Origin of the sequence: Brasilonema octagenarum UFV-OR1 (assembly GCF_963888615.1) — a bacterium.
Lineage (GTDB): Bacteria > Cyanobacteriota > Cyanobacteriia > Cyanobacteriales > Nostocaceae > Brasilonema > Brasilonema sennae.
On sequence record NZ_CAWPKW010000081.1, the window covers coordinates 1 to 13,384 of the forward strand.

General features: G+C 42.8%; 10 protein-coding genes. 1 reads left to right on the forward strand and 9 read right to left on the reverse strand.

All coding sequences use genetic code 11. The features are described from left to right. Window positions 1-69: 69 nt before the first annotated feature. The 9 genes from AC5590_RS06240 to AC5590_RS06280 all read right to left on the reverse strand — a co-directional run bounded on the left by AC5590_RS06240 (window position 70) and on the right by AC5590_RS06280 (window position 11,683). Complete coding sequence (locus tag AC5590_RS06240) at window positions 70-1,524, reverse strand: hypothetical protein (RefSeq protein ID WP_169268346.1); 1,455 nt, start codon at window positions 1,522-1,524, stop codon at window positions 70-72. A 25-nt stretch (window positions 1,525-1,549) separates the two neighbouring features. Then, window positions 1,550-2,344: a hypothetical protein gene (locus AC5590_RS06245; RefSeq protein WP_169268347.1), complete on the reverse strand. Its 795-nt coding sequence runs from the start codon at window positions 2,342-2,344 to the stop codon at window positions 1,550-1,552. Next, window positions 2,341-4,065 (reverse strand): TrbI/VirB10 family protein, encoded by a 1,725-nt coding sequence (locus AC5590_RS06250; RefSeq protein ID WP_169268348.1) that lies wholly within the window; start codon window positions 4,063-4,065, stop codon window positions 2,341-2,343. Before AC5590_RS06250 ends, AC5590_RS06245 begins: the two co-directional genes overlap by 4 nt. A 251-nt stretch (window positions 4,066-4,316) precedes the next feature. After that, window positions 4,317-5,171: a hypothetical protein gene (locus AC5590_RS06255; protein WP_246163646.1), complete on the reverse strand. Its 855-nt coding sequence runs from the start codon at window positions 5,169-5,171 to the stop codon at window positions 4,317-4,319. Window positions 5,172-5,263: 92 nt separating this feature from the next. Further along, window positions 5,264-6,421 carry a sulfite exporter TauE/SafE family protein gene (locus AC5590_RS06260; RefSeq protein WP_169268349.1) on the reverse strand — a complete coding sequence of 386 codons (1,158 nt, stop codon included), beginning with the start codon at window positions 6,419-6,421 and terminating at the stop codon, window positions 5,264-5,266. Window positions 6,422-6,535: 114 nt separating this feature from the next. Then, complete coding sequence (locus tag AC5590_RS06265) at window positions 6,536-7,282, reverse strand: hypothetical protein (protein ID WP_169268350.1); 747 nt, start codon at window positions 7,280-7,282, stop codon at window positions 6,536-6,538. Between the two features lie 173 nt (window positions 7,283-7,455). Further along, window positions 7,456-10,395, reverse strand: a complete 2,940-nt coding sequence (locus AC5590_RS06270; protein ID WP_169268351.1) for a putative type IV secretion/conjugal transfer ATPase — start codon at window positions 10,393-10,395, stop codon at window positions 7,456-7,458. A gap of 215 nt (window positions 10,396-10,610) precedes the next feature. Then, complete coding sequence (locus tag AC5590_RS06275) at window positions 10,611-10,940, reverse strand: hypothetical protein (protein WP_169268352.1); 330 nt, start codon at window positions 10,938-10,940, stop codon at window positions 10,611-10,613. 122 nt (window positions 10,941-11,062) lie between these two features. Continuing rightward, a complete protein-coding gene (locus AC5590_RS06280; RefSeq protein WP_169268353.1) occupies window positions 11,063-11,683 on the reverse strand; it encodes a hypothetical protein in 621 nt (206 codons plus the stop codon). Window positions 11,684-12,398: 715 nt separating this feature from the next. Here AC5590_RS06280 and AC5590_RS06285 point away from each other — a divergent pair. Next, window positions 12,399-13,127, forward strand: a complete 729-nt coding sequence (locus AC5590_RS06285) for an Rpn family recombination-promoting nuclease/putative transposase (RefSeq protein WP_169268354.1) — start codon at window positions 12,399-12,401, stop codon at window positions 13,125-13,127. Window positions 13,128-13,384 lie beyond the last annotated feature (257 nt).

Genomic DNA, 13,384 nt, shown 5'->3' on the forward strand with positions numbered 1-13,384 from the left:
GCTCCTCTCGACTCAAACCATGATATTGACAAAATTCTTACCCTTACGGAATGAATCAGCCCTGCTTCTTCATAGTGGTTTTTGAGGGACTTTGAGAGGTGTACCAAGGATAATGGTGTCCATCTCTTTATAGGTAAAAAAGGGAACCGGACCAATGAAGTAGGGACTGCATCCCAAGTCAACAAATCCGCCCCGCTTGCAGATACGGAAAAACATTGCGGTGGTGATGCTACCATCAGCTTCTTTAACGTCCCAGATAACTTGCTTGAAAGACTTGCCAAATGGATGGCGTCCGGTGGGTTCCTTTCCACCGTTGAGTTTACCTAAGATGCCAAATCCACCCTTAACCTTTTGGTCTTTGCCGGACATCCATTGTGAACCAGTAACAATATCACTTCCTGAAACCTCAATGTGACCGCATTTTTTCTCGCACGAAACATTAAACCCGTCTTGATAGCTACCAGAGATGGATTTCCACCGTCCGCCTTCAAGCGATCCAAGGGGTAAGTCTACCTTACCAATGAAGCTCATATCGGGAATTGGTAAACTAGAGAACTGGTCAAATGGTACATCTGCCAGTCCCGGAATCTTACCGATTGTGGTGTTTTGCCAGTTGTAGAAGTCTTTAAACTGTGCTTGTTGGATGCCGGGGATGCTGGTTAGTTTATACTTATCAAGCTGGACATACTTACCGAGTTCGGCTTCTGCAAGTTCAGGATAGTTATCGAGTACCTCACCAACAGTTTGGTAGTCTGCGCTTAAACCCGTAACTTTGGTGACTAGTTCTTGAATTGGCGGGATTGTTCCCACTTCTAAATCTTCAAACTTGGGAATTGCTTGTGCAAAATCTGCAAGTGTTTGCCATTTCAGTGTCTCAAAATCCGAGAGTTTGAGATTTTTGAGTTGAATACCTGTGATGTCAGCGATATCTTCAAGCGTGAAATCTTCAATCTTGAATTCAGTAGCCTCAAAATCGCCCAGTTCCATAACTTCCGCAAGGCTTTGTCCTGCACTCCAAGTACGCCTTTGCTTCATACCGGGGTTTTTGATATTGGGGAATTCGACGCTACCTGCGTCCCCAAACTTCATATTTTTGAACGTGATATTGCTCCAATCAGGAGTTGGTGCACCGTTGACGTATTTGGTAGCAACTGGCTGCGACTTTTTGGTTTCTTCTGTTTTATTTGTCGAAGTGTTCAAATTTGAATACTTCGTGAGTTCAACTGAAGGTTGCCCGGTTTTTTCCTCTAAGCCAGTGGCGGCTACAGCTTTCCCTTCAAATAGGAGACTACCGATATTATAGCTACCCCCAAACCGGATGAGTCCGTGTAAGGCAAGTCCTGCAGCAAGACCAACTACCATAAGGTAGCGTAGGGTATTTAGTTTCGAGATGCGATACTGAAGCGCTCGATTAGTTTTATTATTGTTGATTTCCTGACTGACAAGTGCTACTGGTACGATTGCAGTTACTTCGGTTACGGCTTCTGGGATTTGATAATTGGGAGTCAGGTTTTCGTTATCCATAATTACTTAAAATTATTGATTGAAATTATTGATTTAAAACAAAGTTTGTTTGAGTTGCAGAGGGGGTACTGCGTGGTGATGGTACTTCTAAGACGCGCTTACCACCTAGCAACATGAGTTTTTCAACCAACTGCATCGATACCCCAGCGGTGCTAGCAGCAGCAACAAGTTCCTCTCCTTGGGAGCATAACTCGATAAGTTGATTTAGCCGTTGCCAGAGTGTACTATCTGTAGTTACCCATTGCTTGGAGAGGGCAATCTGCATTCCCTTGGTGATATATTTGCTGTCAGATAAAGCTGTATAACTAACTTCTGGTCTTGTTTCTTGAGTCTTGCTTGGGGTATCGCCAACAATTTCAATTTGGCTGTACTGGGGTGCACCACTACCTGGTACAATCCGGAAGTGATAGCTTTTCAAAGTTGACCCGGATTCGGTAATGACCGTCATGTGCGCGCCGTAGGGGGCTTCTGGTAGACCAGGGATTTTGACTTTCTCGATGCGACGAATGTGAATCAATCCTGCCCCTGTACTACTACCAGAGCATCTGCCTAGCCCTTCAAGACATCCGTCAACGTCAAAAACAAACCTTGAGGGATCGTCCAGCCAGATTTTTTTGATAGTTTCTCCAGTACGGTAAAACGAAATAGATACCCCATGTCCGTTCCAAACTTTGACAGTTTGTAATTGGGCGGTTTCTCCTGACACATGTGATGCTGCAACTTGACGGATGGTATTTGCAAATACAGGTTTTAAGGGTGCAAATATGGACGCGCAGCAGAGGTGAATTAGACTAAAATAGATTATATATTTGAATTTCACAGCTTTAATGACCTATCGACTCTGATAGTGATTTTGGTGTTTTTAGGTACGTACCAAACATTGGGACGGCGATTGATTTCCTCAGTGGCGCGTTCAGTGCGTTTGCTGACTGTATCGCTCAACTTGCCAAAAAACCCTTGAACGAAAGCACCTTCAATGCTACGCTTGTTATTGCGAGTGCGAGTTCTTGTTCCACCTAGAGGTAAATCTTCTGTGACCTCTTCGGATTTATTGATAATTTCTCCAATTTTGGCGATACCAGCAATTGTTCCTAAAGTGGCATCGTATTTGGCAATTTCTGGTCCTTTATCTTTGTAAGGTCTGGCGATGAGGGGCGAACCTGCTTCTCCTAAGACTGATATTGTACCAGGTGATACTGGATACTCAGTTCCGTCCTTAAGGATAGTTGTTACCTCAGCATACACGCCTGATGAGTCATCGACTGCAAGCATTGTGATTGTGACTTGCGTACCTCTTGGAATGGCAATTTCGCCTGTATTGCTGTAAAGTGGTTCATCTAACTGGGCAACAAACCGTAGCGTATTTGTTTGTGCTTGCGAACGGTTGTTATTGTTATGACTTGTTTGAGGTAAAACCAGAGGAGTGACCAAGGTTGCATTTGCAAATGAACCAACAACCAAATACTGTGGTTTTCTCTCATAAAGAATTTGTGCTTCTTCGCTGAGGTAGTCATAACTCACATTTACAGCTTGGCTGCTTTCTTCATTATCTGCGTACTTTGGGCTATTACTTTCGATGGTAGGTTTCCAACGAGGACGTAATTCCTCAATCGTGTTATTGTTGGTTGTGTCAGTACTCTCGTTACGACGGCTGCGGCGACGGGAACGAGTAGTATTAACTTCTGCTGTGGATCTTATTTCTCCGGTTGTAGCAGTAACCTCTTTTGTACTCGTGCTTGTGCTTTCGGTTGTGCTGGGGAAAGCGGTGAGTGCATATTTAACCTGACCAACATTTCCCACGCTACGCAGCCGTTCAAGTTCGGCGAGTGGGTTCTTCGCGACGGTTTGGTTTTGGTTATTATTTACAGCTTTTGTCAGTAAGGAATGAGTGAGGTTAGAATGACTCACACGGGGGATTTTCGAGACGGGAGCAGTAGGACGTAAAGGTGGTATTGGTTGAGAGGCGATTTCTCTACGTCTTGGTTTCAACTCTGGTTCGGCTGCTGGTTCTCGATAGACACGTCTTCTTGGTGGAGGAGTTTCTTGAGTGACGACTTTTTGTTGTGTGGGGCGCGTTTCTGCTTTTGTTGGTTGTATCTTAGCTTCAGCTTTGCTTTCCTTCTCATCCTTCTTGCCATTGAGTGTATCAAGTTCTTCTTGTTGCTTGGCAAGGGCGAGTTTGGCGTAAACATCCCCATCTTTCTGTTCCGACGGGGTAGTAGTGGGACTAGGGGTAGGGGTAGCTTCTGGTTTTAAGCCAGTTTTACTACCGTTCATCATTCCGTTAAGGACAAGAAATACCAATAAAAACCCTACGCCAAATGCACCACCAATAATTCCTAATCTTGACCAAGGGGATGTGACAAAATCGTGTTTAGTTTTTATTAAAGCTGGGTCTTCGTCTCCTTCAAGTTCATCTTCTACTTCAGTACTATTCTCCTGATTCTCGTCTACTTCCTCATGTTTTTTCTCCTCACTATCGAATGGTAGAAAACTATCTACATCAGAAACATTATGATGATTTTCGTGTAACTGTAACATATAAGAATTCGGTTTGATTTGGTGAAATTACTTGCGTAGGGAGAAAACTCTTAACAGGAAAGAAGGCTCTTTGAGGTGTACCTAGCCTCGCAAAAATCTGCGGAGGAGTCCTATATAATTTTTTTAAAAACTAATTACCAAGAAAGGAGTCAGGAACCAGAATAAAATGCTGAATTCTTCTTCAATTCTTCTTACTCTCCTAAATCAGGACTTGCTGAATACTGAATTCTTCAATTCTTCTTCAATTCTTCTTACTCTCCTGACTCCTGACTCCTGAACGGCAGTCGCCCCAAGTCGGGAAACCCGCCCACGGCGCTGCCTCCTCCTGAATTCTTCTTCAAAAGATCGTAATCGATAATTTGAGTAATTTCTAGACCTGATTGTCTAGCAGAATAAATTTTTTCGTCGAGTTCAGTTGGATTGGCTGGTAGCTTGGGAGTATCGATAGCTGAGATGGTAATTGTTTTGTTGAAGGCAATCCCTTTTCCTGAGTTTCTCTCTCTATCAAAAGCTACTAGTGTCGCAATATAATCAACTTCCCATTTCCCATATTTTATTTTTCTGGGTTTGGATATATAGCGAGTAACAAGTGAAAATTGAGATTCGCCATTGAATACGCCATCAGGAACCATTTCAGCAATTCTTTTGAGAAAGCTTGCTCGAAAGTCTTGATTTTCAGATAGAGCAAATGCTGCTGACCATGCTCTAGTTGGAATTCTTTTTCTGTTATTTTTTGTCGTTTTTATTTCTACTCCCTTGTCAGGTTTGGTAACATTTTCGCCATTTTCATTGGCTTGGATTAGTCCATCCCAACCGAACATTTTCATCATACTATCCGAGACAAATCTTTTGATAGTTTCGTCATCACGTTCGTTGGGACCAACAAACTTAGCTATTGAGGTAGATCCATCTCGAAGTTGAACAACTGTCATACCTTTGACATAACGGTTTGTACCAGAACTTATTCCAAGATTTACCAATTGTAATAAGACAGATAGGATAGTTCCTCCTGCTGTTATGGTGATTGCCATGCCGATAGGTGTAGAGATAGATTGACCGTAACTGAGGAGGCGGGCTGGTTGAGATTTAGACTTAGATTTAAGCATAATTATTTGTTAATTACTATAAGAAGTTAGGAGTCAGAAGTCAGGAGGAGGCAGCGCCGTGGGCGGGTTTCCTCCTGACTCCTGCATTCTTATTAATTATTTTTGACCTTACCGATTTTGTTACCAATAAACTTGGTTGCATTCACAGCAACGGTAGCAGTTGTACTTGCTCCACCAGTGGCAATTCCTGCTGCAACTTCAGCCCCAAATGATGTTACCTGACTTAGTCCCGTCCAAACGGCTATTCCACCACCAGCGGCAAGAGCTGATGCAAGAATGGGTGATACCAACCCAACGAAAAGGAGAAATATCATAGGTTGGTTTTGTTCGGAATTAGCAATAAGCTGTCCGCACAAACCAATAATGATGTTGAAGCAAAGTTTCGCCATTCCAACTGAAAAATAACCAGTTAACCAAGCGAAAATGGGTTTAGCACCAAAGGGAAGTAGCGAACCACCGACTGCTAATGGACCAAGTAAAGCGGTTAAAAGCATTGTGAACTCGATTCCCCATTGGTAAGCATTGTTTAGAGCCAGAAGGATGACCGCAACAAACCCGGTTATCATCGAACCAATTGCACTGGTGATGGAGTTACCAATTTTTTCAGCAATTTGACCGGGGGAGAGGTTTTCGAGTGCGTCTTTAGCATCTGACAAACTTTTGAGGGGGTTAAATTCCCAGCTACCGCTGTCAGGGGCAACTCCATGAAATAATTTAGGTGCAGATGTTTTGAGTTCGGCTTCTGCTCGCTGCAAGCAGGCGATTGAATCAGTAGTGTTACCTGGAATTGAGCGACATCTTTCCATTGCTGCTCCGACTTGCTGTTGAAGGGCAATATTGCCAACGGCTCGGTTGAACGCTACTTCTAAATTTGCTCCAGCAGCGGTAAATTCGAGAATATCATTATTGACAGTATTAATATATCCTCGAATGGCGAGTGTTCCACTTCTAAGTAATGTGCCATTACTCGTTAGTAGCCCAACAACTATAATAGGCCATATCCAACTGGAGAGAGCTTTCATGTCCTCTTGATTTATCCAGTTTTTGCCCAATTCGACCATAAAAAGGGTGAGAGTAGCGATCGCGAAAAACTGACCAACTTTGCACATCGAGCCATACAAGTTACCGTTGAGGGTTTCTTGCCAAAGTTCGTTAAATCCTTCTGCTACCAGTTGCGCTCCACCAGCAGCATTTTCTAAAATGTCTTGTCCGAAAAATGGATCGGTGGCGATGATGAGATGTTCTAACATGGTGCTTTGATGACTTGGTGGCGAGAGGGTCATCTGGTGCAATAGAGAGGACACCCCTGTGGGCGAGTTTCTCGATTTGAAGTGAGTGTCCACATGACCATTGATTACAGCAAACTATTTACCAGCAGTGGTTTTGAGGGAGCTAAACCCGCTGATTTCCATGTATTGAGCGGTTATACCGTCCATTATTAGGTTTTGACGGCGGCGATCGCTTGCACCTTGTTCGGCGATTTGGGATAGCATAAGGTTAGTTTGCTGTACATCGTGCCTTTGTTGCAGTCCATCAGTACGGGACTGTCCTAACATTGAGACAATTTGGGCATTTTGGGCAGAAATAACCTTGAGGATATTCTGCGAAGCATCCATATCTTGAGCCTGGTTGGCAAGTTCTTGCACCTCAGTTACGGTTTGTTGCGTCTGAGAGATTTCTTTTTTGGTGCGTTCTTGACCTACTTTTCCCAAGACGCTTTCAACTGTAGCACGGGTGGTTTCGCGTTCCAGTTCGTTACCAGCAGCAACTGCACCCTCTACAGTATTGCTTTCGTTCCAGTTACCCGTCGCTTTGAGTTGATCTTTTAGTTTGTCTGCACTTTCTACAGGGTCTGGTAAACCCATAGTTCCGGTTGAGTTGTCGGTAGCAGTTTTTGCTTCCCCTTTCATCCCACCCCAGCTTTCATTTATCACTGCGGTAAGTTCGTTTTTGGTTTCTTCAAAATAGCTATTGAGTTCACCTAAAATCTCATTAAAAAAATCTTTCACTGAGAAGGCATAACTGGGGGCTGCACTTAGCAGAGTCACCAGACCAATCGCTGATCCAATTATGACTACTTTACTCGGTTTCAACTTTAACTTGATTTTCATACATTTGGTGGAGAAATTGTAAGAATTTAGGAGTCAGGAGTCAGGAGTCAGAATTCAGGAGAGTAAGAAGAAGAATTGAAGAAGAATTCAGCTATACAGCAGTCAGAATTCAGAAGAATAAGAAGAAGAATTCAGCTATTTCGTAAGTCAGTATTTAGGAGAGTAAGAAGAATTCAGTATATGCGCGTAGGGCACGCTGCGCGAACAGCATTTTCTTCTGACTCCTGACTTCTGAACGGCAGTTGCTTTATGCCGGGGAACCCGTCCACCGCACTGCCTCCTCCTGACTTCTCCTTCAATTGCTTTTGGTTATTCTTATCAAGTAGTTCTTTCGCTTCTTCACTTAACTCATTTCCTCGAATCATCTGTACATAAGCCTCAGAAAATCTCACCATTCCAAGCATTGGATTATTGGCATATTTGTTGAGGAATAAAGTACGCAGTTCTTGCTCGTTTGGGTTGTTTGCTACTGCTGCAAGTAAGCAATAAGCAGGATAATAACGACAGAAAGTCAGTTTGCCATTATCATCAAGTAACCACTGCGAGTAAATACTTTCCCGTTTTGGGAAAAAAGCTTCGGTACTATTGCGTGAGATAATTTCTGATGGGTATTTAAATCGGTTAACAAACGGGTCTACTGCTGATGTTTGAATTCTCCCTATCAAGCGTGTAGTAATGTTCGCGAATATTTTGTCAGCAGATTTACTATGAAATATACTTTCTGGCTCTTGTGCTGATAAAATCACACGTATACCAGCTTTTGCACCGTTGGCGCAGAGCCTTCCAATAAGTTCGGCAATTGACTCAAAAGAAAAGAGAATCGGTGCTTCATCAAGGAAGAAAATACTTGCTTTAGATGATAAGGCCCGACGCAAGGCAGCTGCATAAGCGCTAAGTGCGAGGACTGCTGCATCTGCTTCTGAAGAAAGTGAACGCAGTGCAAATACGAGTAGTCTGGCATCAGTTTTAAAGCTAGATGGATTAGCAATTGATTGACCTACTCGTGAATTTAACCAAAACTTTAGTCGCAATCTAATGTGGTCTAATGCATCAAGTATTTCTTTACTATTATTAGCAATGGAATCAAGCTTAATAAATCCCGGTGAGCAGTAATTGTAAAAATCTTTAAGAGTTGGTATATCTGCCCATTCTGTTGTTCCTACTCCATTTTCTAGGGCGAGTTTATACCGAAGCTTGATATCATCATCATTAAAGAATGTTTCAATTGCAATTGTAATAATACTCTCGATATTTGATATCATTGTGGGACTGACTCCTATCGGGTTTGTCCCTAGTACCATTGTCAGGAGTGTTGATTTCAAAAAATCCTTGAAATCAGTCATGCGCTCCTTAATAACTTCAGGTTCATACCCCCTCAAATCGGGTAATTCAAATAAATTGTTTGATTCTTTGCTAATATCAAAATACGCCCCTTCTGTTCCTATGAATTTGGTATAATCGGTAAATGTGGAACTCCCATCAGGTTTGGGATAGTCCAGGGCGATAACGGGGATACCTTGCGCCAAAGCTGGTGTTAATAATCCTGCTACTAGTACAGACTTACCAGTACGGGTAGTACCAAATACAGCTAAGTTTTTATGTTGGTTGTACAAGTCAAGATGTACCGGAGTTCCTCCCTCTTCGGCGATTAGCTCAAATCCAGATTTATCTGCTGAAGCGGTTCGCACTAAAGGCATGAGTCCTGGTACTTCACAGGAGAAATAAGGAAGACGACGGTTGAAGGGTTTAGTAAGTAAATTCTCCCAAACAATAGGTAGACATTGCAACCAAGTCTTCCAGGTATATTCGATTTCTCTATCGACAACAGCAGGACGTAAAAAGCAGCTAGATAGATATTGGCAAGCTTCATCTAGTGCAGTGCGACTATGACGATGCATACAGAAGACAACGGCGGTATGAATTGGGATTGACCCTTTTAAGATAGTTTCTTGTGCTTTGACTGCCTCCTCAATATTCATATTTGACTTAACATCAATTGACCCCTTTTGAGAAGACATCGCAGAAGAGGTGATTGACTGTTTGGTAATTCGTTGCAGAGCAGTTTTTGCTAGTCCTTGATTGGCTTTAGATAGCTGACAAATAATCTCGGTATCGGAGATTTTTTCTTTAGATATAACTTCCCAGAGGTATCGAAGCTGCGCATATTCATCAACCCATCCTTGGGGTTTTTCGCTAAATTGGAGAACGCCAATATACTTATCTTGGAGTTTTACCCAAGCGCGATCAAGAAAAGGAACAGATTTCTCATTTTCCAGCATCAGGTGACGAATGTGAAAGTCGCTGGTTTGAACTTCTCGAAGTCCCTCTTCATCTAAAATTAGGGGGCTGGGAATCGAATGTGCATCGCTCTTGTTAAACTGGTTCCAGAGAACTGACCATATTTCCTCACTTGTCAGCGCTTGTACCGAAAGTCCCATTGAGTTAGTAAAAAGTTGCTCCCACCGTTGGAACCCAGAGGTAAAACTATCCTGTAGAATTGTTTCAATTCGTTCTTGCCTGATACCGTGAATTTGACCAGTAAACTGAAACCATGCTTTCTGCAACTGCTTAATAGTTTTTTCAATTGCATCATGAGAGCGACTATCTTCAGAAGCAAGGACGCTATAGGTACACCAGAAGCGCAAAAACTTATTTTTGCGGACTCCTGCTTGAGTAAGTTCTCTAGCACGCAGGCGTTCTGAACGTATCAGTAGTGTTAATTGTTCTAAGTCGCACTTTTGTTCAACTCCTTTTAGTTCCTGTTGACGAAGGAAGTCATCGGTAAATGAGCCAAGGTGAATAGTTAAGGTTTCGCGTTCGGGTAATTCCTTGAGTCCGCCCTCAATATTTTCAAAAATGGGAATAATTTGTTCAGAGGGTAGCGATGGATGAATTCCTTGGACGTCGAAGCAGAATTTGATTTGGATGTCTTGTTTTTTCTGAAGAATAAGTGCGCCTAATCTGTTGCGACCAGCAAGTGAGATACTTGCAATCCCAGCTAGGTGGGTAATGTCCTCAAACGGCGTGAGGTTTTTGACAACGCCTAATTGTTCTATGTCTAAGGACTTTCTGCCAATCTTATCCTTTTGTTTCGTTGAGGCGGTCGAACTCATAATGTGTGGTTGCGTGCGTTAATTTTTCTTAACTTGGAAAGGGAACTCTTAACAGCGAACGCTTAACAGCGAATAGGGAATAGGGAATGGGGAACGCTTAACAGTGAAGAAGCGAAAGAACTATTGAACAGGGGGTAGGGTGTAAGGGTGTGCAAAAAATAACTCTCTCTTTCCTCCCTACTCCAGAGAGTTATTTTTTGCACACCCCCTGCTCCCTACACCCTGCGCTTTTTCCTGAATTTTGGTTCCTGGGGAGGATGAACAAGCGAGACAAATGGTTTGTAGCCACGAATGATGCGGGGTGTGCCGATAAATTTACCGAAGAAGGCTTGATTTGAAGAGACTGTCCACCAGGTTGCCCATCCCCAAGCGATCGCTATACCAGTTGCTAACCATGATTGTTGCATAAATCCTTTGACAACCATGTACCCAATGAGTGCGATCGCACTCCAGGGAATTATTTGGTCGGCGCTCAATGGTCCGAAGCGCGGCTGTTTTCCAAGGATGTGGTTGACAGTACGGAATTCGCGTCGTGGTTTGTCCATTTTTACCAAGAAAGCACTCGTGACGTCAGTCGTCAGAAGTTAGAATAAAATAGTGAGTTCTTCTTTAATTCTTCTTATTCTCCTGAATACTAAATCAGGACTTGCTGAGTTCTTTTCATTTATTAACCGCCAGTACCACCACCGACGACTAATGCAGCAAGAATGTCACCAACAACAACAGTTATAGCCACGATAATTGGTGTTCTAGCAATGGTTTGCCAGTCTTCATCATTGCGGGCAGCTTGCACAACCCGTACTAGACCGATACCCAGGTAAATGAGGAACAAACCTCGTAATACAGCAAAAATAAAACCGATAACTTTGGCGTCAATTCCGGGAAAGTAGGAGGCGTTTTTGAAAAATGTTTCTGCGTTATTCATAAACTGTGCGTTGGCTGGTGCAACAGCAAAGTCGAGTAGAAAAATCGTGCTAACAATTCCAAACAGTATTGTGTAAATGTTGATGCCATACCTGCGCTGCAATTTATCAATATTGGCAAGTAGACTGTTTGCTTCTTTTGGCAGTAGGGCAACTCCTGCAGTTAAAAATGCCAAACTTGCTATCACCATATTGTGAATCGAGATATCTACAATCATTAACCCAGTTCCCACTACCATTAATGCAGCAATTGTGCCATTTTCTTTCCAATTACGCTTGCGGCGAACAGGAGCAGGATATCCATATTCTTCTTCATAGCTCTTAACGCGGTCATTATCAAATTCGGATTCGTAGTGTGTTCTCATAAAAAAGTAGATGATTTTGATTGAAGAGTGAATGAAACTTTGTAGGAGTCATCAAGAAGTGAGTGACCAGTCCTGAGTCCTTGCTCCAACTTCTCGTTTGTAAACCTATTTTATGAGGGTTCTATCCGTCAAAGCATCTAATAATTTTCTAGTTTCAGACACTATTTTTTCGGAAAGTTTGTTAGTTAAAAATTATCAGATTTTTGATTGACAAATTCCAATATTTAAATCAGTAACTTTTTTCGTAATGTTTGACCTGAGGTACTCACCATAGTTCAGAGTTGTATAGGCAAATAAATATAGTTAACAGTTTCTTGTGTGAAAATTCCTTCCGAAGCCGAGGTATTTAGGGGAAACCGTGGTCGCGTAGCAAGACTGTTTTGAGCTATATTGCCCATAAGTCTTTCAAAGATGGACGGTGTTGAACATACTTTGTTGTAAGCGACAGCGAGTGGAGGTCTGTTTTGAAAATAGGAACCGGCGAAAGTTGATTCTCATGCTTGGTTGTGGGTGATAAACCGGAGGGCGTAATACGGGTGGATCGCCCGTGAGATTTGTTGGCAAATTAATAGGGTGTGTTAGCCGTCTGGTGATTTGCTAAACTCAGGAGTAAAAATAGTAAGAGCAAAAACAAAAGTGAACCGGAGACGTTTGTGAGACGAGATGCCATTTTCAAGCGCTTTTCAAGCGTTCCCCTGGATTACTTTTTGAATTAGTGGAGCAACCGCCACCGGATGCTAGGAACTACCGCTTTGAGTCGGTTGAAGTGAAGGAACCGACGTTCCGGATTGATGGCGTATTCTTACCACCACCTAATGCTTCGCCTCAAATTGTCTTCTTTGCAGAAGTGCAATTTCAAAAGGATGAGTTGCTCTACCATCGCTTCTTCTCAGAGTCTCTGCTGTACCTGTATCGCAATCCCGCGCTCTACGATGACTGGTACGGGATTATCATCTTCCAGTCTCGCAGCTTAGAACCAGAAAACACCGCGATACATCGCTCGCTCCTTGCTGGTTCACAGGTGCGACGGATTTATCTTGATGAGTTGGGCAACCCAGATAAACAGCCTGTGGGGATTAGCCTGATGCAGTTGACCATCGCCCCCGAAGCTCAGATGGTTAATCAGGCAAGACGGTTGATTGAGCGGGTGCGGGTGGAGGAGACTGCTAACCCATTCAAGGACGAGATAATAGAGGTGATCACTACAATCGCCGTTTACAAGTTTGCCAATCTAAGCCGCGAGGAGGTCGAAGCAATGTTAGGAGTTAATCTAGAAGAAACTAGAGTTTACCAGGAAGCCAAGGAAGAGGGACGACATGAAGTGAAGCTGGAGCTGGTGCCCCGGATGCTGACGCGTGGTATGACAATCGAAGAGATTGCTGAGTTACTTAACTTAACAATCTCACAAGTGCAACGAGCGGCTCAACAAGAATCCCAAGATTGACGCTCTCATTTATGGATTGACAAAAATAAAAGTGTATTTGGCCACTATCTTTAAGCAAAGTAAAATCCCTAAAGACCATGATCTTTAGGGATTGAATGCCTGATATTTACTAATATGTTGTTTGATTAGGAGTTGAGGCTATTTAAGATTGATTTTGAGAAATCCTCCATTATTTAACCCTAAAGAATCTACACTACCAGCAGGTAATTCGATGACTTGGTTTACAGGGTACACTGAATTGTATTTAGGACATTCCT